The following is a 22,297-nucleotide window of genomic DNA, read 5'->3' on the forward strand; positions in this document are numbered from 1 at the left end:
CATATCCTGTGTGAGCCCGGGTTTGGTTATCCGTGTGGGCGCGCCGCGATGAGGTCGGGGAACGCGTCGACGGTTGTAAGCGTTTAGCCTGGGTCTGGGGAGTGACCGGTGGCATGTCCTCATGTGATCTCGTTGTGGGGTCGGCGTGAGGGCGCGGAGTTCGCTGTGTTGGCGTTTTCCAGCTGGTGTCGTTTCCTGGGTGCCCAGCCGATTACTAGGTGTTCGAGGGCCGGTTTTCCGGTTTCTGTGTTACACAACGAGGAGTGTCCGTGCCGAAGATCATCGATCGAGTCCTGCGAGCAGGTGAGGGGCGTGTGCTGCGTCACCTAGAGGGCATCGTTGCTCAGGTGAACGCGATCGAGGAGGATTTTCTGTCGCTCTCTGATGCGGAGTTGCGGGCAGAGACGGACAGGTTTAAAGCGCGTATCGCTGATGGTGAGTCGTTGGATTCGCTGTTGCCGGAGGCATTTGCCGCGGTTCGTGAGGCGTCTTCTCGAACGATTGGTAAGCGTCACTTTGATGTGCAGGTGATGGGTGGAGCGGCGTTGCATATGGGCAATGTTGCTGAGATGAAGACCGGTGAGGGTAAGACGCTGGTCGCGACTTTGCCGAGTTATTTGAATGCCTTGTCGGGTAAAGGTGTTCACGTTGTCACGGTGAACGACTTCTTGGCTAAGTATCAGTCTGAGCTGATGGGTCGTGTGCACCGCATGTTGGGGTTGGAGACAGGTGTGATCTTGTCGCATCTGACGCCGGCTCAGCGTCGGGCGGAGTATGCGAAGGACATTACGTACGGCACGAATAATGAGTTCGGCTTCGATTACCTGCGTGACAACATGGCGTGGCAGACCGAAGAGTTGGTGCAGCGGGGGCATAACTTCGCGATTGTGGATGAGGTGGACTCGATCCTCATTGATGAGGCGCGTACGCCGTTGATCATTTCTGGTCCGGCTGATGGTGTGACGCGGTGGTATGTCGAGATGGCGAAGATGGTTAAGCATCTTGAGCGGGGGCGTGGCGCGGATCGTCTGCGTGGTATCGAGGCCGAGGGTGACTACGAGGTCGACGAGAAGAAAAAGACGGTCGGGATTCTTGAGCCGGGCATCGCCAAGGTGGAGGACTACCTCGGTATTGACAACTTGTATGAGAGCAACAACACGCCTTTGATCGGGTATTTGAACAATGCGATCAAGGCTAAGGAGTTGTTCAAGCGGGACAAGGATTACGTGGTCATGGACGGTGAGGTGCTCATCGTTGATGAGCACACGGGCCGTATCTTGGCTGGTCGTCGCTATAACGAGGGGATGCACCAGGCTATTGAGGCCAAAGAGGGGGTGAAGATTCAGAACGAGAACCAAACGTTGGCGACGGTGACGTTGCAGAACTATTTCCGCCTGTACAACAAACTATCGGGTATGACGGGTACGGCTCAGACGGAAGCAGCTGAGCTGCACCAGATTTATAAGGTTGGGGTGGTGCAGATTCGGACGAACCGTCCGATGGTGCGTCGTGATCAGCCGGACTTGGTGTACCGGACAGAGGTCGCGAAGTTTGACGCGGTGGTCAAGGACATTGTTGAGCGTCACCGTAAGGGCCAGCCGGTGCTGGTGGGTACGACCAGCGTGGAGAAGAGCGAGTATCTTTCGCAGCAGTTGGATGCTCATGGTGTGCCGCACGAGGTGCTGAATGCGAAGTATCACGAGCGTGAAGCGGCCATTGTGGCTGAGGCTGGCCGTCGAGGTGCGGTGACGGTTGCGACGAACATGGCCGGTCGTGGCACCGACATCATGCTGGGTGGTAACCCAGAATTCCGTGCAGTGGATGCATTGCGTCGTCGAGGGCTGTCGCCGGAGGAGACACCTGAGGAGTACGAGGCGGCTTGGGATCAGGCTTTGGCTGAGGCTGAGGCTGCGGTGAAGTCTGAGCACGACGAAGTGTCGTTGCTGGGTGGTTTGTATGTGTTGGGTACCGAACGGCACGAGTCGCGTCGTATCGATAATCAGTTGCGGGGTCGTTCTGGTCGTCAGGGCGACCCGGGGGAAAGCCGTTTCTACCTGTCATTGCAGGATGATTTGATGCGGTTGTTTAACGCTGAGCGTGTGAACCGCTTCATGGTTGCTGTGAAAATGGACGATTCGGTTCCGATCTCGGCGAAGATGGTTACCCGCTCGATCCAGAGTGCGCAGACGCAGGTTGAGGGCCGTAACTTCGATATTCGTAAGAATGTTTTGAAGTACGACGATGTTTTGAACACTCAGCGCAAGGTTATTTACGGTGAGCGTCGTCGTGTGCTTGAGGGTGAGGATCTGCATGAGCAGATGCGTTACTTCATCAACGATGTGGTGACTGAGTATGTGCGTGCTGCGACAGAGGAGCAGCTTCCGGAGGATTGGAAGCTGGAGCAGTTGTGGTCTGATGTGGCTGAGTTGTTCCCGGTGTCGTTGACGTTGGCGGATGTGGAGTCTGCTGCCGGTGGCCGTAGTTCGGTGACTCGGGAAATTCTTGTGCAAGAGCTGATCTCGGATGCTCAGTTTGCGTTGGATGCACGGGAGGCGCAATTTGGTCGCCGTGCGATGCGTGAGGTGGAGCGTCGTGTGGTTCTCAGTGTTCTGGACCGTAAGTGGCGTGAGCACTTGTACGAGATGGATTACCTCAAAGAGGGTATTGGGCTGCGTGCGATGGCTCAGCGTGACCCGGTGGTGGAGTACAGCCGTGAGGGTCACCACATGTTCCAGGCGATGATTGAGGCCATTAAGGAAGATGCTGTGCGTCTTCTGTTCAATGCCGATATCAAGGTGGATGAAAGGCAGTTGCCTCCGGAGGAGTCACCGGAGCAGAGCTCGGGTGAGGCTGTGCGTGGTGAGGGTGTCGAGCATCCTGATGCGCGTCGCTTTGCGTATTCCGGCGGCGGGGACACTGTGGGTGAGACTGAGCAGCGGGGTAACCGTCGTGAGCGTCGTTCGCGCAGGTTGCGTCGCCGCGGACGTTGATGTTGTGGTGTCCGTAGCGTTGTGAAACGTAGCTTAAGGCCCGCACGGAACACCGTGCGGGCCTTAAGCTACGTGCTGGTGGGTTACTTGGTGGTGATTTTTTCGATGCTGACTTTGGCAGAGCCGATGGCGGCGTTCTCGGAGTTCATGATTGTGAGTTCGCCGAACATGTGGCGCCCTTCGTCTGGTTGGGTGTTGGGAGTGATTTCACCCGTGATGGGCAGGGTGGCTCCGTGTTCGAGGGCGTGCAGGGAGCCGTTGTTGATGGTGAGTTTGCCTAGCGTGCTGCTGTAGTAGACGTCTTGGTAGTCGTAGGCCATTTTGCCGCTGGGGATTGTGTATCCGTCGATCTCGACTGTGTAGGTGCCCGCGGTGGGGTGAGCGAGGGTGACGGTTTCTTCAGCGGAGGATGATGCTGCGCGGCCTACTTCGGTGCCGGAGGCGTCACGGACCACGATGTCTAGGTCAGAGTTGATGTCTGCTGGTTTACCGGTGGAGATTTCCAGTCGGTTGGTTCCGGCGGGTACGGCTACTTTGTAGGTGTGTTTTTCGCCTTGGCTGATGCTGGGGCGTTCTTCGTGTGCGGAGCCTAGGGGGCCGCCGGTGCCGCGTACGGGGGTGTTACCGAAGTCGTTTTTGATGTTCCAGTTGATTTCGGTTGGGCTGCCCACTGATGCGGTAGGGATGGTTTTTTCGGCGGGGTCGACGGTGACGCCTTGTGCTGATGCGGTAAGGCGGAAGGGGTTGGATGTGACGGGTGTGCGTCGGCTGGCGTCGACGACGATTTCCCATACGCCGGGGCGTGGGTTTGTGTATGCCCGTGAGGTGGGTGGGCAGACTTTGGCGTCACCGATGGATGTGTAGCAGCGGTTTTGGATTTCTTCGCTTTCGACGGGCATGCCCAGTGGGTCGATTGCGAGGAAGCGCACGGCAGATCCGTGTGCGATTCCGGCGAGGTTGACCTGGAGTGCTTGGGTTTTTTCCGGGACGGTGACGAAGATGCTGCGTGCTCGGACGCGGTCGATGTTCCCGGCCATGGAGGCGGTGTATGGGGCGGAGTCGAGTGCGTTGGATGTGATGATGTCGGCCATCATGCGGGTGCCGCGGATGGTGTTGTCACGAGGTGTGATGTCCAGGATGGCGGCGTGGGTTCCTAGTGTTTTGGGGGTGGCGATCACCGGGATGGTGACGGGTTTTCCTAGGGGTAGTTCCACGGCGTTGGTTGAGGAGTAGGTTCCGTCGTTGCCTATCCAGGTGAGGGTGTGTGATGTGATTTCTTGGGGGCCAGCGGTACGGGTGATGGTCACGTTGTATGTGCGGCTTTGGCCAGCTTTGTGTCCACCTTTGGTGGCGTCACAGCGGTTGTAGATGCCTTCGCCTTTGTTGGGTGTAGCTAGCAGGTGGGCTAGTGGTGTGCACACGGGGGCGGAGATGGCGTATTTGTTGGAGGCTTCGGGGGCTTTGCGCAGTATTGGCCAGGCACGGTCGATGCGGATAAGGCCGTTGCCTTGGGCAGTGGGTTCGAGTCCGGGGATGAATCGTGTTGTTGATTCTAGGGATGCGCGTAGTTGTGCCGGTGTGACGGGTAGGTCGTTTTGGCGTGCTGCGGAGAGCAACAGCGCTGCTGCGCCGGTAGCTTGTGGGGAGGCCATGGAGGTTCCGTTGAACATGGATAGGCCAACAGGAAGTTTGTAGCTGACCTGCGGGATGTCTTCGGGGTCCATGAACATGGGGACAGCGCTGATGGCTGACCCGGGGGCCATGATGTTGGGTTTGAATCCGCCGTCTTCGCGGGGTCCGCGAGAGGAGTAGTTCTGTGCCCAGTATTCTTCTTTGGCTTTAGCGCCGTAGTTGGCTAGCCAGGTTTCTTTGGAGGCTCCGGCGGCGACGCTGACGGCATCGGTTGCTACGGAGGGGTCGCCGATGGTGTTCGTGCCTGCTCCGGAGTTGCCTGCGGAGATGAAGATTTGTACACCGTATTCGTCGATGATGCGGTTGTAGAGAGCAGATCGGGTGTTGTTGCCGTCGTTGAGGGCGGGGAGGCCGCCGATGGACATGTTGACTATGTCGACGCGTTGGTTGGCAACGAGTTCGATCATGCCTTCAGTGAGGGCGACGGAGGTACAGCCACCTGCGTAGACGCAGGCTTTGGCGGAGACAATTTTTGCTCCGGGGGCTGCTCCTTGCATTTTCCATCCGGGCATGTTTGCTGCGGCGATTCCGGCGACGTGGGTGCCGTGGGCGCTGGCTACGGTGCCGATGTTGATGACGTCGGCCGTGGTTCCGGCATGGCCGATGGGGGTGAGGTCGACGTTTGTGCGGTATTCGACGACGAAGGGGACGTTTTCTTGGACGCGTGTGGAGGGGTTGTCTTTACCGAAGTGTCCGACTTGGTTTTTTTCGGCGTATGGCCGCATGGGGGTGTTGTTGGTGAAGTCGTGGTCGCCGTCGGTGTCGACCCAGATGTCGTGGGTTCGGTAGTCGTACAGGATTCCCCAGCTGTCGTCGGTTTTTCCGTTCCTGTCGATGTCTCCCTTGAATTCGCTTTGCGCAGAGCTTGATTCGCGGAATGTGTCGATTGAGTATTGGGCGTCGTCGCGGTGGGGGAGTTTCCAGCTTGTTCCGCGGAATGTAGCTGTTTCTCCGGATACGCGGTTGAGCATGACTCGCCAGGTGGGGTCTGATTCCAGAAGTGGATCTGTTGCGGTGATCCAGTTGCTGATTTTGCGTTCACCGGTGGTGGTTGTTGCCAGTGCTGGGTGTTCTAGGTCTACGCCTGAGTCAAGGACGCCGATGGTGATTCCTCGCCCGTCGTAGGTGGGGTTTTTCTTGGTGAAAGCAACTGCGCCGGTGTCAGCGGTGGGGAGGTAGGGGTTTTCGGCGGGGGTTTGTGGTGAGGGGCCGGTCCAGGGGCTGGAGCCGGTGCTTGTTCCTGGTGTGGGGTCAGGTTTGGGTTCGGAGACGATTTCATCGAGGTCTACGTATTTGACCTGCGGGATTGTGGAGATGTGTTCAGCTTTGCTGGTGGGGACAGATGCGCGTACGTATCCGAGTTTGTCGTGGACGTAGCCGATGGTTGCCCCAAGTGAGGTGAGGTGTTTGACGACTTCGGCTGTTTTTCCTCGTTCAGTGGCGGCCATTACCGTGACGCGTGATTTGCCTGCGGCTTCTGCCTCGACGAGTAGCTCTTGGCTGTGGCTGCTCATTTTTTCTTTGTCGGGTGCGCCTTTGGCTCCGTCGGAGACCTCTCCTGTGGTGGAGGCAGGTGGCAGGGGATCTGCGCTTGCGGGGATGGCGGTGGCTCCGCCGAGTGTGAGTGCCAGGGCGAGGGTGGCTACGTTGCCGATCCTCGACGTGCGTGCACGCATGGGTGTTGTCCTTTCGAGAGGGGGCGAAGTGTATGGCCTTCGATCCCCCCTGGCCGCTCCGCTGTGCACACTCTCGCTGGAGGGGTGTTCTTTGGTGCGACATTTCGACGTGGTTTTTTCTGGTGTCGCGGTGAATTCCCAGGTGAATGGGTAGGTCTGTGGTTTTCGTGTCGTGTTGTTGGGGTAGCGGTAAGGCCGTGCTGGCCACTGTGATGGGTGGCTGGCACGGCCTTCTTGAAGGGTGCTGAGGGTTAGTCGAGGTAGAGCTCGGTGACGATCCAGCGCCCCCGGTTTTGGGTGATGCGTAGGGCCATGGTGTGGATGACACCTTCTTCTTCGAGGATGACGGCGGCGTCGTAGATGCCGTTTTTTGGGGTGCTGCCGACGACGGTGCGTAGTCGGACGGGTTTGATTTTCATGGTGCTGCCTGCGCGGTGGCGGCGTCGGTCGAGGGATCCGTGGATTTTGGGGCTGACGAATCGGGCGAGTGTGGAAAGGGGGCGGCGGCCGCGGAGGACTTCGAAGAGGGTGACTGCGAGGCGGCCGACGTAGTTTTCGGCAGGTGGGAGTATTTCGGGTTCGGTGGGGCGGGTGGCAGTGGTGCTGCGGGCGGGGGTGAGTTGTATGTCGAGGCGGTCTTGGGCGTAGGGGGTGGGGTTTTCCGGTTCGAGGGTAGTGGGGCGGGTGCGGGTGATGACGGTGGCGTGGGTGGGGATGTTGCTGGGGGAGGGGTAGATGCGCCATGAGCCGATGGTGGTGCTGGGGATGGTGGTGCTGTTGGTGGCCGAGTCGGTCATGGCTGTCTCCGAGGGGTCGGTGAGGGTGCTTTTGTCGGGTGGGCTACAACCTCACCTTAATGCAGTTTGATGCAGTTTGATCTTGTTTATGGGTTTAAGTGTCTCTTTAGACCTTGTTGATTTGTTGGGGTGGTTGCGGTGGTACGTAGCGGGTGTGTTGGCTTGGGGCACGTTTACAAGGAGGACGAATGCGCTGGGAACGACTGTTTTCCGATCTCGAAGGCATGGCTGACGAGCAGGATCGGGCGTTTCTGGAATCCGAAATCGCGGACCGTGTTCGTCGCGAGCTCGCTCGAGTAGAGCTTTCGGATCGTCTGCGGGCCAACGATGGCCGCATCTGTCTGGTGTTACGCGGAGGCCGAATGCTCTCCGGGGACCTCATTGATGCAGGTGCAGACTGGCTGCTGATGGAGAACCGGGAGCAGGTTCTTGTGCCTCTTCATGCCGTCATGGAGATCAACGGTCTAGGTAGGGCTGTTGCCGCGCCCTCTGATATGCGTAAGCGGTTGTCTATGTCACACGCTTTGCGTGTGATTGCGCGGCATCGAGTTCCGGTGGCTGTTGAGGATGAGATGCGGCGGGTGCGCACCGGCACGATCGATATCGTGGGTGCAGATTTCTTCGAGTTGGCCGGGCACGCCCCTGACGTTCCGCGCTCGGCGCGTTACGTCCAGGGGGTGAAGATCGTGCCGTTTAGTGCCGTGGTAGCTGTGACGACTCTGGCTAATCAGCGCAATTCATCAGCGGAGTCATCTGCGCTTTGGGGAGATTCGGCGAGGTAACGGCGCGTTTCGGCGTACATGCGTTGGATGTAGTTCTCTAGTTCCACCGATTCGACGCGCCATTGTCCGCGTCCTCCTACCCGAATGGCGGGTAGTTCGCCGCTACGCACGAGTGCGTATGCCTGGGCAGAGGAGATATTGAGGACCTCGCAGACATCGGACAACAGCAAGAAGCGTGATGTCATCGCTGGTCTCCTTCGTGGTTGCTGTGCAGGTGTGTCGACGTCAGAGATACCGGCACCTGGGTGTGGGTGGAGCCAGCGCCCGTACAGTCAACGGTCGACCGAGTTTAACCGCAGGTTGCGAGGCAAGTCGTATCGACTGTGGGCCCTGTGGATAGCTGACGTGGCGTGCGGGGAGAGCTGTTCGTGGCGGCGCTGTAGGGGGAGCTGCCGCGAGGGGCATTGAAGATCAAGGGGATTCGTAATGCGGGCTGCGCGTGTGCGAGTGATAGTCGGGGGAAATATCGGCCTTTTGCGTGAGGCGCTGGCTATCTCACGTGGTGTCGACGTGGTTGCTGAGGAAGAAGAAGTCGCCGGGGTGGCGGCTGCGGCAGAGGCAGCCCTGGCAGATGTGGCCATCGTGAATCTCACAACCGTGAGGCTGCAACGATCTCTGGTGGAGAAAATGCGTCAGCGGGGTGTGGCAGTGCTGGCCGCAGTACCACCAGGAGCAGCTGATGAGGCCCAAACCGCGTTGCGGATCGGGGTTGACGGGCACATGTTTATGAATGCGAGTCCCACCGATGTGCCTCCACTCTTACGACAGGCCTGTGAGCGCGTTGCCTGTGATGATCAGGCACGCACACAGCGACTGCGGGGGCGAGGCCCGCGAGGGCGTGAACTCCAGGCCACCAAAACCGGAGAACTCGGCGCAGCTGTGGAAGGACAGTTGGGAAGCGTCATTGCGTTGTGGGGTCCTGCGGGCGCTCCGGGACGGACAACGATTGCTGTGGGGGTGGCGGCAGCGTTAGCTGGGCGCGGTGTGCGCACACTGCTCATCGACGCCGACACTTACGGCGGCGCAGTAGCTGGTTCGTTAGGTCTTGAACAGGAATCTCCGGGACTCGTGGCGGCGCTGCGGCTAGCCGATCGGGGGCTTTTGGAGCCTGTCGATGTTGAGTTGCTTTCGGTGCAGGCAGGGCCGCTGCTGCAGGTGTTGACCGGCCTGGATCGCGTTGACCGGTGGCCAGCTTTGGTTCCTGAGTTGATTGGCCCGGTTTTTGACGTGGCACGCCGGTATGCACAAGTAACGGTTGTTGACTGTGGTTTTGCGTTGGAAGATGACCCGGAGTTGAGCTATGACACGTATGCTCCGCGCCGTAATGGGGCAACTTTAGCTGCGCTTGAGGCAGCTGATCACGTAGTCGCGGTGGGGTGTGATGATCCGGTTGGGCTGTCGCGTTTAGAGGATGGGTTGTTGGAGTTGGCCGCTGTGGGTAGCCCAGCGGAACGAGTTGTGGTTAACCAGGTCCGCACGCCGTTGCCCAAGATCACGCGAAGCGGGGTGCAGGAGGGGGAGTCCGGGCCAGTAATGGCGCGATCTGCGGCGTGGCGGCGATTGTATTTAGGGCACACGGTGCATTTGGTTCCAGCTGACCCCGAAGGCGTATGGGCTGCGCGGATGAAGGGAGTACCGGTTACTGCTCTACAGGAGCGTTCACCTGCAGGGGCGGGCATTGATCATTTGGCGCAGGGACTGCTGGAGCAAGTGGCACAGTACTCGTCGGTGTAAGGCCAGGCAGCTAGTTACCTGGCCTTAATCTCTGCTGGCAAGGCAAGAAACGTACGATGACAGTGAAGGCGTGATTAATCGGTCACGTTATATGCGTTACTGAAGCTGTGGAGGGTCCGGATGGGTGAGGTGAGGGTGTTCATCGGGGTGGGGCAAGAGGTGCCTGCTGCAGTGGCGCAGGGAGGTACATTGCTTGCTGCTGGGGGGCGTGCGCACATGCTCACGCCGACGTTGTCTGCGGTTTTTCCAGAGCATGATGAAGAAGACCTGGAGTATGAAGCACTGTGGGAGGCAGCGGCAGATTGTCCTGGCCGGATTGCTGTTGCAGCTGCAGATGTTCCAGCGGCATGGGTGAGCGAACAGCCAGAAGAAGATGCACTGGGGCATGTGGTGGTATCGGCGGAAATCCCACTTTCAGCTGTGGTGAGTTGGCATATCGAGTTAGCTGAAGATGGCCCTGACGATGAGCTCTCCTGGTACGACGTGACAGAGACGCATGAGGTTGCCCGGCTCATGGCGTGAGCCTCGCAACCTCATGCAGGCGTCCCTATTTCCTGGGCGACAGCCCGAATTGTCTCTACCAGTGCTGGGGCAGCTGCTTTTTCGATGCTGGGTCCGAACAGTGGTACGGCGGCGGTGATGTCCGCGTCGAGTTCTAGCTGGCAGCTGTCGGGGTCGGTGGGGCGCAGGTTCAGGGTTCCGATTCCGGTAACAGGGGTTCCCGGGGCGGTGATGTTGACAGATGAAGTGCGGGTTCCCTCCGCTGTGGCTGCTTCCCAGTGTTGGGTGAGTCGGACAGTCAACGTGGGGCCAGCTAGCCGCGCTGCTGCTGAGGGCATGCCTGTTGTGGGTAGAGCGAAAGTAGCTTCGACGTTAAAAGCGTCTTCCTGTTGTGTGATGTGCACGTCTGCGTTATGGGCGCCGATGTGTTCGGCGCCGCGGTGATAGATCGCCTCATCAGTAAGACGACGACCAGCCTCTTCCGCGGTTGTTGCGATCAGAAATGTCTCGTGCACATGCATGGGCGACAGGCTACCGGGTTCCTGCTTCCTGGCCGGGGTGGGGTCGTGAGGCGTTTATGTGAGGTAGTTCTGGTTCGGGGCATCCGTGCCGGAGGCGTTCGGTGGCCAAACGTAGGCGGTAGCGCGCTTTACCGGTGGCGGTGGCGTGGCGGTGGCGGCGAACATCGTCGTCAGATTCGGTGCTTGTTGGGCGAAGCAGGTCGGCGCGTAGGGCGCGCATGTTTTCTGTGAATGCGTGTAGGGCTTGTCCGAGAAACTCAGCGTCGGTGGCAACCATGAGCGAAGAGGGCATCGCATCGGGGGAGTGGGTGATTGTTGCGGCGTAGGCAAAAAGTTTGCTTGCGAGCGCGGCACAGGAGTCTACGTCTGCGTGGCATTCCAGGGATGGTGGGTTTTCGTCGTTGTTGGTGCTGGTGTGGCAGCGGCGACTGGTGCGTTCGGCGATGGCGCCAGGGGTGGGGATAGGGGCATTTTGGGTTGCGGCGCGGACGTGTTCGCTTGTTGGGTGGGCAAGGGTGGCGCGTCTGGCGATGGTGGCCAGGGCGTCGAGTAGGTGTTCTTGAGTGTGGTGGTCGCCAACGTCTACACAGGTTGTCGCTGGCAGTCTGGCGAGGGCGTGAAGGGCGATTTCGTGGGGGGTGGGGTGGTTGGTCACGGGAACACCCTAGGGTGCGGGGCGCTGGGAGGGGTGTTGCGATGTGTGCCTGTGGATGGGGTGTTTGTGGTGGGTGTTGTTGGGGATGAGTTGGTTGTTGTTGGGCGGCGCTAGTCTGGGGATATGGCGACGTTCAGCGAGAAATTGCAGTTCGTTCCAGGGCTGCGCAGTAAGGACGTCGATTGGTTGCACATGCTGGTCGGCGATTGGCAGTTAATCGCTGATTTGGCGATCGGTGATCTTGTTTTGTGGGGGCTTGCTCGTGATGAGGGGCAGGTTTGCCAGGGTGGTTTTGATCAGGCTGCGGATGAGGCGGCGTTGTTGGCTGGTCGTCGTCCTGAGGGAACGAAGTGGACGGTTTTGGCGCATGTGCGGCCTAATACGGGGCCGTTGGTGTTTTATGACGATTTGGTGGGGGATCAGGCGAATGAGGCCAGCACTTTGATGTTGGATCAGGCTGTTGCTGCGCGGGCGATTGTGACTGCGGGGCAGTGGCCGCACAGTGTGTTGCGGCGGGTGGAGGCTACGCCGGTGGTGCATCGGGGGGCGGCTATCGCGGTGGTGACGCGGCATCAGTCTGTGGCGCAGGTGCGTGCTGCTAGTCAGCTCGAGCGGGTGTATCAAGCGACCGCAGATACGTTGATGGGAATGATTCGTGATGGTGGTTTTCCGTTGTCAGGTCAGCCGAAGTCGCAGCGTCATGGCACTCCGCGGGCTGGGGATGGGGTTATTCGTATCGACAATGACGGTGTTATTGAGTATTTGTCGCCGAATGCCACGAGTGCGTTGTTGCGATTGGGGCATGAGGGCCCTTTGAAGGGTGCGTATTTGTCGAAGGTTGTGATTGACCTTCTGCAGGGGCATACGATTGTGGATGAGACGTTGCCGTTAGTGACGATGGGGCGCGCGGCGTGGCGCACTGATGTTGAGGCTGATGGCGGCGTGATGGCTATGCGGGCGGTGCCGTTGCGGCAGGGCAAGGAACGTTTGGGGGCGTTAATCCTTGTTCGCGACATCAGTGAGTTGCGGAGGCAGGAAGAGCAGCTTCTTACAAAAGATGCGACTATCCGCGAGATTCATCATCGGGTGAAAAACAATCTGCAGACGGTTGCTGCGTTGTTACGGTTGCAGGCTCGTCGTGTAACGGATACCTCTGCGCAGGCTTCGTTGGCTGAGGCTGGTAGGCGGGTGTCAACGATTGCGTTGGTACATGAGACGCTTTCGCGCAGTTTGGATGAGAGCGTGGGGTTCGATGAGATCGCTACTCGGGTGATTAACGCGATTCTTGAGGTGGCCGGTGGGACGGTGTCGTGGTCGCGGCAAGGCAGCTTTGGTCATCTTGATGCTGCGGAGGCGACACCGATGGCGTTGGTGCTAGCTGAGCTAGTGCAGAACACGGTTGATCACGCATTTGGTCCTGATGGGGGTCATGTGGTGTTGAGTGTTGCTGAGGCGGATGCTGGGGTTTTGCGGGTGGATATTTTTGATGATGGGGTCGGCTTGCCGGAAGGGTTCAAACCGGGGCGTTCAGGGTTGGGGACGCAGATTGTGCGTGCTTTTGTGCAGGACTTGCGGGGGAAAATCACGTGGGAGGCGCGCCCTGAAGGGGGAACGAAGGTGACTTTTACTGCGCGTAAACGCCTCACGGCGCACTCCCGCGCTGGGTGAGCGTGGCGAGTGCGCCGTGAGGTTTCGCCGGTGGTCGACCGGCGGGTGTGAAGTTAGCTGGCGCGGCGGGCGCGGGCGTTGCGGCGCTTGAGGGCGCGGCGTTCGTCTTCAGACATGCCACCCCATACGCCGGCGTCTTGGCCGGATTCGATGGCCCACTGCAGGCAGGTGTCCATAACTGCGCAGCGGCGGCATACGGTTTTGGCTTCTTCAACCTGGAGCAGGGCGGGGCCGGTGTTTCCGATGGGGAAGAAAAGCTCGGGGTCCTCGGTCAGACATTCTGCTCGGCTGCGCCAATCCATGAGGAGTTCTCCTTGAAGTACGTAACGGGGAAAGTGGTTGGTGGACCGATTGAGTCGTCGAGTTGTTCACCGAGGTGTGGTGTGGAGGCCACATCTCGGACATGTGCTTCCGGCATTCTGTGGAACAGGTGGGCACGTGGTGGGTGTGTCTGTTCCGTTGAACGTGTGACATCACAGGAGGATGCGTGTTCGTTAGCCGGTGTGCGTGACGCCAGGGCGTCGCACGGCAACATCCACTGACCTGCGGTGGCCAATGGGCCGCTGCCCTACGACGTCGAGAGCGATCATGCTCGCGTTGTTTGGGTCCGGTCTGTTTCACGTGCGTCTTTGCATCCCTCGTTCTGGAGGAGGAGGGCGAGTGAAACAGGTTGATCCTGTGCGCAACTCAAGATGAGTTGACCGTGGTGTGAGGGATTGATCAGTGCTTTGGAGCAAAGCGTGGTGAATGACCGCCTTCACCGCGGTGCTGTAACAGCGAAAGTTGCGGGTGGAACTGCTCAAGCATCACAGTGTGACCCGCTTTAGGGAAGAGATCTCTCAAAATTTGCGCACAAAAACTACGTCCGTTGCATACGGACGCTGCGTCAAAGTACCGCTATGCATCACGGATGGATGCCTGTGGGCGGCAATTACGTCAGGAAGGCGTGCGACCCATAGAGGAACGCTGCATATCAGCGGCTCACTGATAGAGCCTGGCCCTGTGGGTCGCCTTGACTGTCCAGACATTGCTGACTCTAACCCCAGTGAGTCCATATCGATAAATCGCGCACCATGCGACGCGATTTGCAAATGCCCACATCGCATGCTCTTGCCGTCGATCAATACATCTAGCGAGGGGTCTAGACGAGAAAGTTTCGCTACCGTAACCTACGAAACCGTAACCTAAAGTTACGTAACCGTAGGTTGCGGTCATTGCGGCCGCCCACACGCACGTGCACCACCACTGCACGGAGAGGACGGCAATGAACACTTCGCTACCAACAGTCATTCAAGGCGGCATGGGAGTAGCAATCTCCTCATGGTGGATGGCGCGCAAAGTTGCCCAAACCGGCCAGCTTGGTGTCGTCTCAGGAACAGCCATGGACTCAGTCCTAGCCAGAACCCTCGAAGACGGAGACCCCGGCGGCCACTACCGCCGCGCACTCCAACACTTCCCAGACCAAGACATGGTCAAACGCGCACTCCAGACCTACTACCGCCCCCATGGACGCAACGGAGCCCCCTACCGGCCCAACCCAAAAATCACCATCAACATCTCCCGCAAAGCAATCGAACTGGCAGTTCTAGGTAACTTCGCCGAAGTCTGGCTCGCCAAAGAAGGCCACGACGGACCCGTCGGCATCAACTTCCTCGAAAAAATCCAAATGGCCACCCCCAGTGCAGCACTGGGCGCCATGCTCGCCGGAGTCGACTACGTCCTCATGGGTGCAGGCATCCCCCGCGAAATACCAGCCCTACTGCGCAACTACGCAGCACACAAACCCGCAACCCTCACCATCGACGTAGCCAACGCCACCCGCACCCACACCACAACTCTCGACCCCACCAGCATCCTGAGCACCCCTCTACCACCACTAACCCGCCCCCACTTCCTCGCCATCATCTCCCTACACTCCCTAGCCACCTACCTGCATCGCGATGAAGAAATCCGTCCCGACGGATTCATCGTCGAAGGTGCCACCGCCGGCGGACACAGCGCACCCCCGCGCGGAAAACTCACCCTCGACCACCACGGTGACCCCATCTACGGCCCCCGCGACACCCCTAACCTCACCGCCATCGCCCGCCTAGGCCTACCGTTCTGGCTCGCCGGAGGAGAGTCCACCCCGCAGGCCCTCCACCAAGCCCAACAAGCCGGAGCCACCGGCGTCCAATGCGGAACAATCTTCGCCCTGAGCAACGATTCCGGCCTTGACTCCCACATCCTGGCCACCCTGCACCAGCACCTACGCACAAACACACTCACCATCCGCAACGACCCCCGCGCATCCCCCACCGGATTCCCCTTCAAAATCGCTACCCTCGCCGACACTCTCTCCGACCCCAATGTCTACGAACAACGCCCCCGCATCTGCGACCTCTCTTACCTACGCACCCCCTACGAACGCCCCGACGGCAGCATCGGCTACCGATGCCCCGCCGAACCCCAAGACGCATACATCAAAAAAGGCGGAGACATCGCCGAAACCGTCGGCCGCAAATGCCTCTGCAACGCACTCCTGACCAACCACGGCCGCGGACAACGCCGCAAAACCGGATACGAAGAACCACCCGGCGTCACCCTCGGCCAAGACCTCACCGGCGCGCAACGCCTACTCGACCTCTACCCCAACGGCTGGAGTGCCCAAACCGCCACACACTGGCTACTCAGCGCAGCCCACACCCCACACAACGCCAGCGGTAATCACCCTCAACTGATCTCAACCCGACGCCACTCATCAGAACGATAAAAACGCCGAACCTCTTCAAAGACCCCTGCCCGTACATACGCGACAAGCAACACCCCCGAAAAATCATCCCGCCGCGCCGTCCACTGCCCATCCCGCGGATGACCAAAATCCTCCCGACGACCATCACGCAGCCACACCCGCACCCCCACCGACCCTCCTCCTGACCCGCAACGACAAACACCACCCCCCACCCACAACAATCGGCCCCCACCAGGGCACAGTGAGCACAACAACCAACATGGTGAGAAGCAGCCACAAGCGTCGCGTAACCTTGACCATTGTGGCTGTTGACTTCGAATCCGAACTGACCGACCTCCGGACGACTATGAAGTCGGTCCGTGACGTGACCGACGTGGACGCCCTACGCGCCAAAATCGCCGACCTCGAAAAACAGTCCGGCGCCCCAGACCTGTGGGACGACGTCGACCACGCACAAAAAGTCACCTCAGCTCTCTCACGCGCCAACGCCGAACTAGAACGCGTTGAAAGCCTCGACTCCCGCATCGAAGACCTCGAAGTACTCATCGAACTCGGCCGTGAAGAAAACGACGCCGATACCCTCGCCGAAGCCGAACAAACCCTCGAACGACTCAAAAAATCCGTTGGAGAACTCGAGGTCAAAACCCTCCTCGCCGGCGAATACGACGAACGAGAAGCTGTCGTCACCATCCGCGCAGGAGCAGGCGGCGTCGACGCAGCCGACTTCGCTGAACAACTCATGCGCATGTACCTACGTTGGGCCGAACGTAACGACTACCCAACCAAAGTCATGGACACCTCCTACGCTGAAGAAGCCGGCCTGAAATCCGCGACCTTCGAAGTAAACGTTCCTTACGCCTACGGCCACCTATCCGTCGAAGCAGGCACACACCGCCTCGTACGCATCAGCCCCTTCGACAACCAAGGACGACGCCAGACATCATTCGCCGCGGTTGAAGTTGTTCCCCTCATCGAACAAACCGACCATATTGACATCCCCGAAAACGAACTAAAAATTGATGTGTTCCGCTCCTCCGGCCCCGGTGGACAAAGCGTTAACACCACCGACTCTGCCGTCCGTATGACACACATCCCCACCGGCATCGTCGTGTCCATGCAAAACGAAAAATCCCAGATCCAAAACCGCGCCGCCGCATACCGCGTGCTCCAATCCCGACTCCTACTGCAAAAACAGCAGGAAGAAGCCGCCGCAAAGAAAGAACTTGCCGGAGACGTCAAAGCCACCTGGGGTGACCAGATGCGCAGCTACGTCCTCAACCCGTACCAAATGGTTAAAGACCTGCGCACTGGCTACGAAGTTGGTAACCCTGACTCGGTCTTCGACGGCGACATCGACGCATTCATCGAAGCTGGCATCCGTTGGAAACGAGCAGCTGAAAAAGAGTGACCCCTAGCGAGTGTGCTGCCTTTCCAACACACTCAGCAACGGAACACGTAATCCGCTCAGCACGCTTCTAGACTCGAAAAATCGGGTGTCAGCGAACGCACCAGGGCCGCGGGCGCCTGCCCACCCAGACGAGACCTGGAGGCCACCATGACTGACGAGACTCGTGCCTACACCAACCGCATCGTTGTTGGCTACGACGGCTCACCCGTCTCCCAACGAGCTCTCACCTGGGCTGCCGGCGCCGCCGAACACAGCGGCGCCGGCTTAACCGTCCTCACCGCAGTCCAACTCACCGCACCCACCATCGGCGACGGCAGCTGGTACGAGCCAGCCACCGACGTACTCCTCGATGTGGCTCGCCGCGAATGCGCCGAAGGTGTCGAAACAGTACGTGCACACCACCGCGAACTTGACGTACACGCAGTGACAAGCACCGGCTCACCTGCCCACCTACTCATCGAAGCCTCAAACCACGCCCGCATGACCGTTCTGGGGTCACACGGGCGCGGCGAAGTAAGCGGACTGCTGCTCGGCAGCGTCTCCAACGCCGTGGCCGGACACGCACACGGAGTAGTGACCGTCGTACCCGAAAGCACTACCGCAGATAAGAGCGCTCCGGTAGTTGTTGGAGTCAGCGACAGCCCTGATGGTCGCGCCGCAACACGCTTCGCCGCCCAAATGGCATCTGACCTCAACGTTCCACTCATCGCCGTGCGCTGCTGGGGCGCGCTGCGCAGCTGGACCATGACAGACGAAGACCACGCACGTTTCGCTACTGCAATCGAAAACTCATCACGAGCTGTGCTCGAGGAAATCATTGCCACCGAAACCACCACCCACCCACACCTGAAGGTGGAAAAACGCCTCATCCACGGCGGCCCGGAACAAGCTCTACTGGCTACAGCCCAGAACGCTCAACTGATTGTTGTCGGATCACGCGGCAGAGGCGGATTCCACGGGCTACTCATGGGATCCACATCCCGCAGCATCCTGCATGCCGCTCCTGTGCCAGTGACAGTGGTGCACGCCTAACCGCACCAGAACCCAATACACGCCACAACTAACAGGGGTGGTGTAGCCAGCTGACTACACTACCCCTGAACAGCGAAATATGTTTAGCTTTCCGCCCACTGTAGGAGCACCTGACCGTTCTGCACGGCCTGCCCCACAGTGACCTCAACGGAAGCAACCACGCCATCCTTGGGCGCGGTCACTTCCGTTTCCATCTTCATCGCTTCCAAGATGAGCAAAGTGTCACCGGACTTGACCTCGGCACCATCTTCAACAAGCACTTTGACAACCGTGCCAGCAATGTTGGCCGTCAAAGCACTCGCCGAGGAGGCAGGAGCTTTCACCGCGGAGGTAGCAGGAATACCACCACCGAAACCGCCAACCTGGATCGCGCCGAGCTGTTTCTGTTTACGCGTGTCCTCGACCTCGACCTCGACGTCGTAGACCGAGCCGTTGACTGTGATCTTGAGCTTCATATCTTCCCTCGTATGGCTCTTGCTGGTCATTCACCGGCTGATCATCGAACGTTCGACGACTGCGGTCGGATGGTGTGCGAATGCTGAATATCACTGCGGCCTTGGTCAGCCCAGCCCGATCCAGACTTCGAGGCGAAGTGGATCTGTTTGATGGTGGCGCGCTTGCCCAGTGCCGCGGCCACCGCCGCAGAGATAGCGAGAATGACGTCCTCGCTGATCTCTTCGGGGTCGTGAAGTTCAGCAACCCTGCTTTCTAGACGTTCTACGCGGGCGCTGAGGTCTTGCACGAGTACGCGCAACTGTTCGAGCTCAGAAGGCTCAGACACATCACTCATGGTGTGTTCTCCGTTCTCGTCGACGTGTTCGTCGTGGTGAAACGTCGCCGATCACATCGGGATGAGGCCGTGCTTCTTGGGCGGTCGGATATCGCGTTTGTTCGCGAGATACTCCAAGGACTGCGCGATCATTCGGCGGGTGCTGGCTGGTTCGATGATGTCGTCGACTTGGCTGCGCGCCCCGGCAACGTAAGGGGTGGAGAACGCTTCGCGGTAATGCTGGACCAGTTCGGCTCGTTTGGCTTCGGGGTCTTCAGCGTTGGCGATTTCTTTGCGGAAGACTACGCCTGCAGCGCCCTCAGCACCCATCACAGCGATCTCAGCGGTAGGCCACGCGAATACCCGATCCGCGCCAAGGTCTTTAGAACACATGGCTAGGTAAGAGCCGCCGTATGCCTTACGGAGAACAACAGTGATCTTAGGAACCGTGGCCGAGCTGTAGGCGAAGAGCATTTTTGCGCCGTGGCGGATGATGCCGCCGTACTCCTGCTCAACCCCAGGCAAGAAGCCGGGAACGTCAACGAGGTTGACTACAGGAATGTTGAAGGCGTTGCAGAAACGCACGAACCGGGCAACTTTGTCGGAGGCGTTGATGTCTAGAGAACCAGCGAGGAAGTTGGGCTGATTCGCGATGATTCCCACAGATCGACCAGTCACTCGTCCGAAACCGATGACAACGTTCATTGCCCAACCAGCCTGCACCTCGAGGAAATCCGAATCATCAACGATGAGCGAGATGACCTCGCGGATGTCGTATCCGCGCTTGGTGTCTTCGGGAATGATGTCGTTGAGCTCAGGGATGTCTTCGACATCGTCGTTGCCATCGACGATGGGGGGCATTTCGGAGTTGTTGCTGGGCAGGAAGCTCAGGAGTTTCTTCGCGATGAGCATGGCTTGAGCGTCATCGTCGGCAACAAAGTGCGTGACACCGGAGCGGGTCATGTGCGCGCCCGGGCCGCCGAGATCTTCAGCGGAGACTTCCTCTCCCGTGACCTGCTTGATCACACCAGGACCGGTGATGAACATGCGAGATTCTTTGGTTTGGATGATGAAGTCGGTTAGTGCGGGGGAGTAGGCGGCACCGCCAGCGCACGGACCAGCGATGATAGAGATCTGTGGCACCACCCCGGAGAGCGCGACGTTCTGGAAGAACACTTTGCCGTATCCGGATAGCGAGTCGATGCCTTCTTGGACGCGGGCTCCACCGGAGTCGTTGATGAAGATGAAGGGCGTCCCGTTTTCCAGTGATGCTTTTTGAACGACCGTGACTTTTTCGGACTGTTTTTCACCGGCGGAGCCGCCCATGACGGTGAAGTCTTGGCTGGCGATGTGAACGGGGCGCCCCAGCACGGTAGCGGAGCCAGTGACGACGCCGTCGGCGGGGGCTTTGGCTTTGTCCATGCCGAACAAAGTGGTGCGGTGTTGAGCGAAGAGCCCTAGTTCAGCGAAGCTGCCTTCGTCGGCGAGTTCGGTGATGCGTTCACGGGCTGTGAGTTTGCCTTGCTCATGCTGTTTTTCGATGCGGGCTTCGCCACCGCCAGCTTCGAGTTCTGCGCGGTGGGCGCGGAGTTCTTTGATCCGCTCCGCCATGGTTGTGGGTTTGTCAGCCATGTGTGGTCCTTAAGAATGTGTGGAGGCGGTTAGGGGCTGTGGTCAGGCCGGTTTAACGGTGACGGAGTGGCTCTTGCCTCCGACGGTGACGTTGTAGGTGATGGGGACGCGGATGGGGCCGTTTTTGGTGTCTCCGGCTTGGGCTGCGCGTTCTGCTTCGAGCTCTTCGGGGCTTTGGCCGACGTTCTTGGGGCCTTCGGGCCGGGTAGCCCAGAAGCCAGGGGCGACTTTGGGGAACATGGCGTAGGTGAGGACGTCTTCATCAGTGCCGTCGAAGCCGGGGATGTTGGCTGCTTCCTCTTTGAGCTTGTCCCATTCGGGTTCGATGAGGTCGGCAGGCCGGACAGTGATGGGCTCTTTGCCTGTTTGTGCTTTGGCTTGTTCGACCACTTCGGGGTTCATGTCGCCGATGGTGGTGCCGTAGTAGCCGAGCATGAGGTCGGCGAACTCGGCGGTGAGGACTTTGTATTTGCCCATGAGGACGTTGAACACCGCTTGGGTGCCAACGATTTGGCTCGAGGGAGTCACGAGTGGGGGGTATCCGGCGTCTTTGCGGACGCGGGGTACCTCTTCGAGTACTTCTTCGAGGCGGTCGGCAGCTCCCTGTTGTTTGAGCTGGGACTCCATGTTGGAGATCATGCCGCCGGGGATTTGGCTATCGAAGATGGCGGTGTCGACGGTGTAGCTCGACATGAACTTCTGGTAGCGGGGTTTGATTTTGGCGAAGTGCTGTTTGACGTTTTTTAGCAGCTCTTTGTTGAGGTCAGCGATGTAGCCGGTGCCTTCGAGCATTTCTTGGAGGGATTCGGTGGGGTTGTGGCCCGGCCCTAGGGACATGGAGCTGATGGCAGTGTCGACGACGTCTGCGCCTGCCTCGATGGCTTTCATAAGGGAGACCAGGGTTACTCCGGTGGTGGAGTGGCAGTGGATGTTGATCTGCATGTCAGGCAGTTCATTTTTGATGGCTTTGACGATGTCGTAAGCCGGTTGGGGTTTGAGTAGGGCTGCCATGTCTTTGAGGGCAATAGAGTCCACACCCATGTCGGCTAGCTGTTTGGCGAGTTCGACGTAGCCCTCAACGGTGTGCAGCGGGCTGGTGGTGTAGCAGACGGTGCCTTGGGCGTGCCCGCCGGCGCGTTTAACAGCAGCGATAGCGTGTTCGAGGTTGCGAGGGTCGTTGAGGGCATCGAAGACACGGAAAACATCCATGCCGTTTTCGACGGCTTTTTCAACGAAGTGGTCGACGACATCGTCCCCGTAGTGGCGGTAACCCAGGAGGTTCTGCCCGCGCAGCAACATTTGTGTGCGCGTGTTTGGCATGAGTTTGCGGAAGGTGCGTAGGCGCTCCCACGGGTCTTCGTTGAGGAACCGGATACAGGAGTCGAAGGTGGCTCCGCCCCAGCATTCGACGCTCCAGAAACCTGCTTGGTCCAGGTCTGCGCAGGCGTCGACCATGTCCTCGAGTGCCATGCGCGTTGCCATGAGGCTTTGGTGTGCATCGCGGAGTGCGAGTTCGGTGACGCCGATCTGTCGCTGCGTGGTCATGGTGTGAGGTTGTCACGGTCTTGGTGGGATGCGCGCAACCTTTGGAGAAACCGGGACCAGAGTCACATGGAAGGTGTGAGCTGGGTTACGGGCTAGTGGATGGGGTTGCGACGCGCCGCTGCAGGAACGGGGTTCGTGTGGGCGAGGCGGCTAGGGTGCTGTGG

Annotated in this window: 20 protein-coding genes; 8 read left to right on the forward strand and 12 right to left on the reverse strand. The window is 59.2% G+C overall.

The window, feature by feature from the left end; genetic code table 11:
* The first annotated feature begins 269 nt into the window (after positions 1-269).
* On the forward strand, positions 270-2,990 hold the full coding sequence (secA, locus tag DXZ77_RS03090) for a preprotein translocase subunit SecA (protein ID WP_115029844.1): 2,721 nt from the start codon (positions 270-272) through the stop codon (positions 2,988-2,990).
* An 83-nt stretch (positions 2,991-3,073) separates the two neighbouring features.
* Here the strand turns inward: secA and DXZ77_RS03095 are convergent, their stop codons facing one another.
* Positions 3,074-6,358, reverse strand: a complete 3,285-nt coding sequence (locus DXZ77_RS03095; protein ID WP_115029846.1) for a S8 family serine peptidase — start codon at positions 6,356-6,358, stop codon at positions 3,074-3,076.
* Between the two features lie 251 nt (positions 6,359-6,609).
* Entirely contained in the window at positions 6,610-7,155 is a 546-nt protein-coding gene (locus tag DXZ77_RS03100) for an Rv3235 family protein (RefSeq protein WP_115029847.1), read from the reverse strand.
* Positions 7,156-7,343: 188 nt separating this feature from the next.
* Between DXZ77_RS03100 and DXZ77_RS03105 the strand changes: the two genes are divergently transcribed.
* Positions 7,344-7,937, forward strand: a complete 594-nt coding sequence (locus DXZ77_RS03105) for a hypothetical protein (RefSeq protein ID WP_115029849.1) — start codon at positions 7,344-7,346, stop codon at positions 7,935-7,937.
* Here DXZ77_RS03105 and DXZ77_RS03110 read toward each other — a convergent pair.
* Positions 7,883-8,122, reverse strand: a complete 240-nt coding sequence (locus DXZ77_RS03110; protein ID WP_115029851.1) for a helix-turn-helix domain-containing protein — start codon at positions 8,120-8,122, stop codon at positions 7,883-7,885. The two genes, DXZ77_RS03105 and DXZ77_RS03110, sit on opposite strands and share 55 nt — an antisense overlap.
* Before the next feature lie 241 nt (positions 8,123-8,363).
* On the opposite strand from DXZ77_RS03110, the gene DXZ77_RS03115 reads away from it, so the two are divergent.
* On the forward strand, positions 8,364-9,671 hold the full coding sequence (locus DXZ77_RS03115) for a CpaE/TadZ family protein (RefSeq protein ID WP_115029853.1): 1,308 nt from the start codon (positions 8,364-8,366) through the stop codon (positions 9,669-9,671).
* A gap of 120 nt (positions 9,672-9,791) precedes the next feature.
* Entirely contained in the window at positions 9,792-10,193 is a 402-nt protein-coding gene (locus tag DXZ77_RS03120) for a DUF6912 family protein (RefSeq protein WP_115029855.1), read from the forward strand.
* A gap of 11 nt (positions 10,194-10,204) precedes the next feature.
* Here the strand turns inward: DXZ77_RS03120 and DXZ77_RS03125 are convergent, their stop codons facing one another.
* Together DXZ77_RS03125 and DXZ77_RS03130 are read right to left on the reverse strand one after the other, a co-directional pair.
* Positions 10,205-10,693 carry a DUF2505 domain-containing protein gene (locus DXZ77_RS03125; protein WP_115029857.1) on the reverse strand — a complete coding sequence of 163 codons (489 nt, stop codon included), beginning with the start codon at positions 10,691-10,693 and terminating at the stop codon, positions 10,205-10,207.
* A gap of 10 nt (positions 10,694-10,703) precedes the next feature.
* Complete coding sequence (locus DXZ77_RS03130; protein ID WP_115029859.1) at positions 10,704-11,348, reverse strand: hypothetical protein; 645 nt, start codon at positions 11,346-11,348, stop codon at positions 10,704-10,706.
* Between the two features lie 123 nt (positions 11,349-11,471).
* Here DXZ77_RS03130 and DXZ77_RS03135 point away from each other — a divergent pair, with 123 nt between their 5' ends.
* On the forward strand, positions 11,472-13,016 hold the full coding sequence (locus DXZ77_RS03135; protein WP_115029861.1) for a sensor histidine kinase: 1,545 nt from the start codon (positions 11,472-11,474) through the stop codon (positions 13,014-13,016).
* A 53-nt stretch (positions 13,017-13,069) separates the two neighbouring features.
* On the opposite strand, the gene DXZ77_RS03140 is transcribed toward DXZ77_RS03135, so the two are convergent.
* Positions 13,070-13,318, reverse strand: coding sequence for a WhiB family transcriptional regulator (locus DXZ77_RS03140; RefSeq protein WP_028327913.1), 249 nt, complete (start codon positions 13,316-13,318; stop codon positions 13,070-13,072).
* A complete protein-coding gene (locus DXZ77_RS12005) occupies positions 13,288-13,434 on the reverse strand; it encodes a hypothetical protein (protein WP_181816009.1) in 147 nt (48 codons plus the stop codon). The genes DXZ77_RS03140 and DXZ77_RS12005 overlap by 31 nt, the downstream gene beginning before the upstream one ends.
* 846 nt (positions 13,435-14,280) lie before the next feature.
* On the opposite strand from DXZ77_RS12005, the gene DXZ77_RS03145 reads away from it, so the two are divergent.
* On the forward strand, positions 14,281-15,768 hold the full coding sequence (locus tag DXZ77_RS03145) for a beta/alpha barrel domain-containing protein (protein WP_258553099.1): 1,488 nt from the start codon (positions 14,281-14,283) through the stop codon (positions 15,766-15,768).
* Here DXZ77_RS03145 and DXZ77_RS11675 read toward each other — a convergent pair.
* Complete coding sequence (locus DXZ77_RS11675; RefSeq protein ID WP_147279174.1) at positions 15,729-15,917, reverse strand: hypothetical protein; 189 nt, start codon at positions 15,915-15,917, stop codon at positions 15,729-15,731. The two genes, DXZ77_RS03145 and DXZ77_RS11675, sit on opposite strands and share 40 nt — an antisense overlap.
* A 131-nt stretch (positions 15,918-16,048) precedes the next feature.
* Here DXZ77_RS11675 and prfB point away from each other — a divergent pair, with 131 nt between their 5' ends.
* Positions 16,049-17,155, forward strand: coding sequence for a peptide chain release factor 2 (gene prfB, locus DXZ77_RS03150; RefSeq protein ID WP_115029863.1), 1,107 nt, complete (start codon positions 16,049-16,051; stop codon positions 17,153-17,155).
* Between the two features lie 147 nt (positions 17,156-17,302).
* A complete protein-coding gene (locus DXZ77_RS03155; RefSeq protein WP_115029865.1) occupies positions 17,303-18,187 on the forward strand; it encodes a universal stress protein in 885 nt (294 codons plus the stop codon).
* Positions 18,188-18,270: 83 nt separating this feature from the next.
* On the opposite strand, the gene DXZ77_RS03160 is transcribed toward DXZ77_RS03155, so the two are convergent.
* The 4 genes from DXZ77_RS03160 to DXZ77_RS03175 are packed head-to-tail and all read right to left on the reverse strand — an operon-like array spanning position 18,271 to position 22,133.
* On the reverse strand, positions 18,271-18,642 hold the full coding sequence (locus tag DXZ77_RS03160; protein ID WP_028327910.1) for a biotin/lipoyl-containing protein: 372 nt from the start codon (positions 18,640-18,642) through the stop codon (positions 18,271-18,273).
* Positions 18,643-18,683: 41 nt separating this feature from the next.
* Positions 18,684-18,977 carry a hypothetical protein gene (locus DXZ77_RS03165; protein ID WP_181816010.1) on the reverse strand — a complete coding sequence of 98 codons (294 nt, stop codon included), beginning with the start codon at positions 18,975-18,977 and terminating at the stop codon, positions 18,684-18,686.
* 51 nt (positions 18,978-19,028) lie between these two features.
* On the reverse strand, positions 19,029-20,588 hold the full coding sequence (locus DXZ77_RS03170; protein WP_115029867.1) for an acyl-CoA carboxylase subunit beta: 1,560 nt from the start codon (positions 20,586-20,588) through the stop codon (positions 19,029-19,031).
* A gap of 42 nt (positions 20,589-20,630) precedes the next feature.
* A complete protein-coding gene (locus DXZ77_RS03175) occupies positions 20,631-22,133 on the reverse strand; it encodes a methylmalonyl-CoA carboxytransferase subunit 5S (protein ID WP_115029869.1) in 1,503 nt (500 codons plus the stop codon).
* Positions 22,134-22,297 lie beyond the last annotated feature (164 nt).

The organism is Dermatophilus congolensis, from assembly GCF_900447215.1.
GTDB lineage: Bacteria > Actinomycetota > Actinomycetes > Actinomycetales > Dermatophilaceae > Dermatophilus > Dermatophilus congolensis_A.

What these genes read in the sequence shown, in the direction of transcription:
- DXZ77_RS03175 (WP_115029869.1), bottom strand. Translation starts at nt 22,133, where the DNA reads ATGACCACGCAGCGACAGATCGGCGTCACCGAACTCGCACTCCGCGAT.
- DXZ77_RS03095 (WP_115029846.1), bottom strand. Translation starts at nt 6,358, where the DNA reads ATGCGTGCACGCACGTCGAGGATCGGCAACGTAGCCACCCTCGCCCTG.
- DXZ77_RS03100 (WP_115029847.1), bottom strand. Translation starts at nt 7,155, where the DNA reads ATGACCGACTCGGCCACCAACAGCACCACCATCCCCAGCACCACCATC.
- DXZ77_RS03105 (WP_115029849.1), top strand. Translation starts at nt 7,344, where the DNA reads ATGCGCTGGGAACGACTGTTTTCCGATCTCGAAGGCATGGCTGACGAG.
- DXZ77_RS03135 (WP_115029861.1), top strand. Translation starts at nt 11,472, where the DNA reads ATGGCGACGTTCAGCGAGAAATTGCAGTTCGTTCCAGGGCTGCGCAGT.
- DXZ77_RS03120 (WP_115029855.1), top strand. Translation starts at nt 9,792, where the DNA reads ATGGGTGAGGTGAGGGTGTTCATCGGGGTGGGGCAAGAGGTGCCTGCT.
- DXZ77_RS03110 (WP_115029851.1), bottom strand. Translation starts at nt 8,122, where the DNA reads ATGACATCACGCTTCTTGCTGTTGTCCGATGTCTGCGAGGTCCTCAAT.
- DXZ77_RS03115 (WP_115029853.1), top strand. Translation starts at nt 8,364, where the DNA reads ATGCGGGCTGCGCGTGTGCGAGTGATAGTCGGGGGAAATATCGGCCTT.
- DXZ77_RS03125 (WP_115029857.1), bottom strand. Translation starts at nt 10,693, where the DNA reads ATGCATGTGCACGAGACATTTCTGATCGCAACAACCGCGGAAGAGGCT.
- DXZ77_RS03165 (WP_181816010.1), bottom strand. Translation starts at nt 18,977, where the DNA reads ATGAGTGATGTGTCTGAGCCTTCTGAGCTCGAACAGTTGCGCGTACTC.
- DXZ77_RS12005 (WP_181816009.1), bottom strand. Translation starts at nt 13,434, where the DNA reads ATGCCGGAAGCACATGTCCGAGATGTGGCCTCCACACCACACCTCGGT.
- DXZ77_RS03145 (WP_258553099.1), top strand. Translation starts at nt 14,281, where the DNA reads ATGAACACTTCGCTACCAACAGTCATTCAAGGCGGCATGGGAGTAGCA.
- DXZ77_RS03160 (WP_028327910.1), bottom strand. Translation starts at nt 18,642, where the DNA reads ATGAAGCTCAAGATCACAGTCAACGGCTCGGTCTACGACGTCGAGGTC.
- DXZ77_RS03170 (WP_115029867.1), bottom strand. Translation starts at nt 20,588, where the DNA reads ATGGCTGACAAACCCACAACCATGGCGGAGCGGATCAAAGAACTCCGC.
- DXZ77_RS03155 (WP_115029865.1), top strand. Translation starts at nt 17,303, where the DNA reads ATGACTGACGAGACTCGTGCCTACACCAACCGCATCGTTGTTGGCTAC.
- DXZ77_RS03140 (WP_028327913.1), bottom strand. Translation starts at nt 13,318, where the DNA reads ATGGATTGGCGCAGCCGAGCAGAATGTCTGACCGAGGACCCCGAGCTT.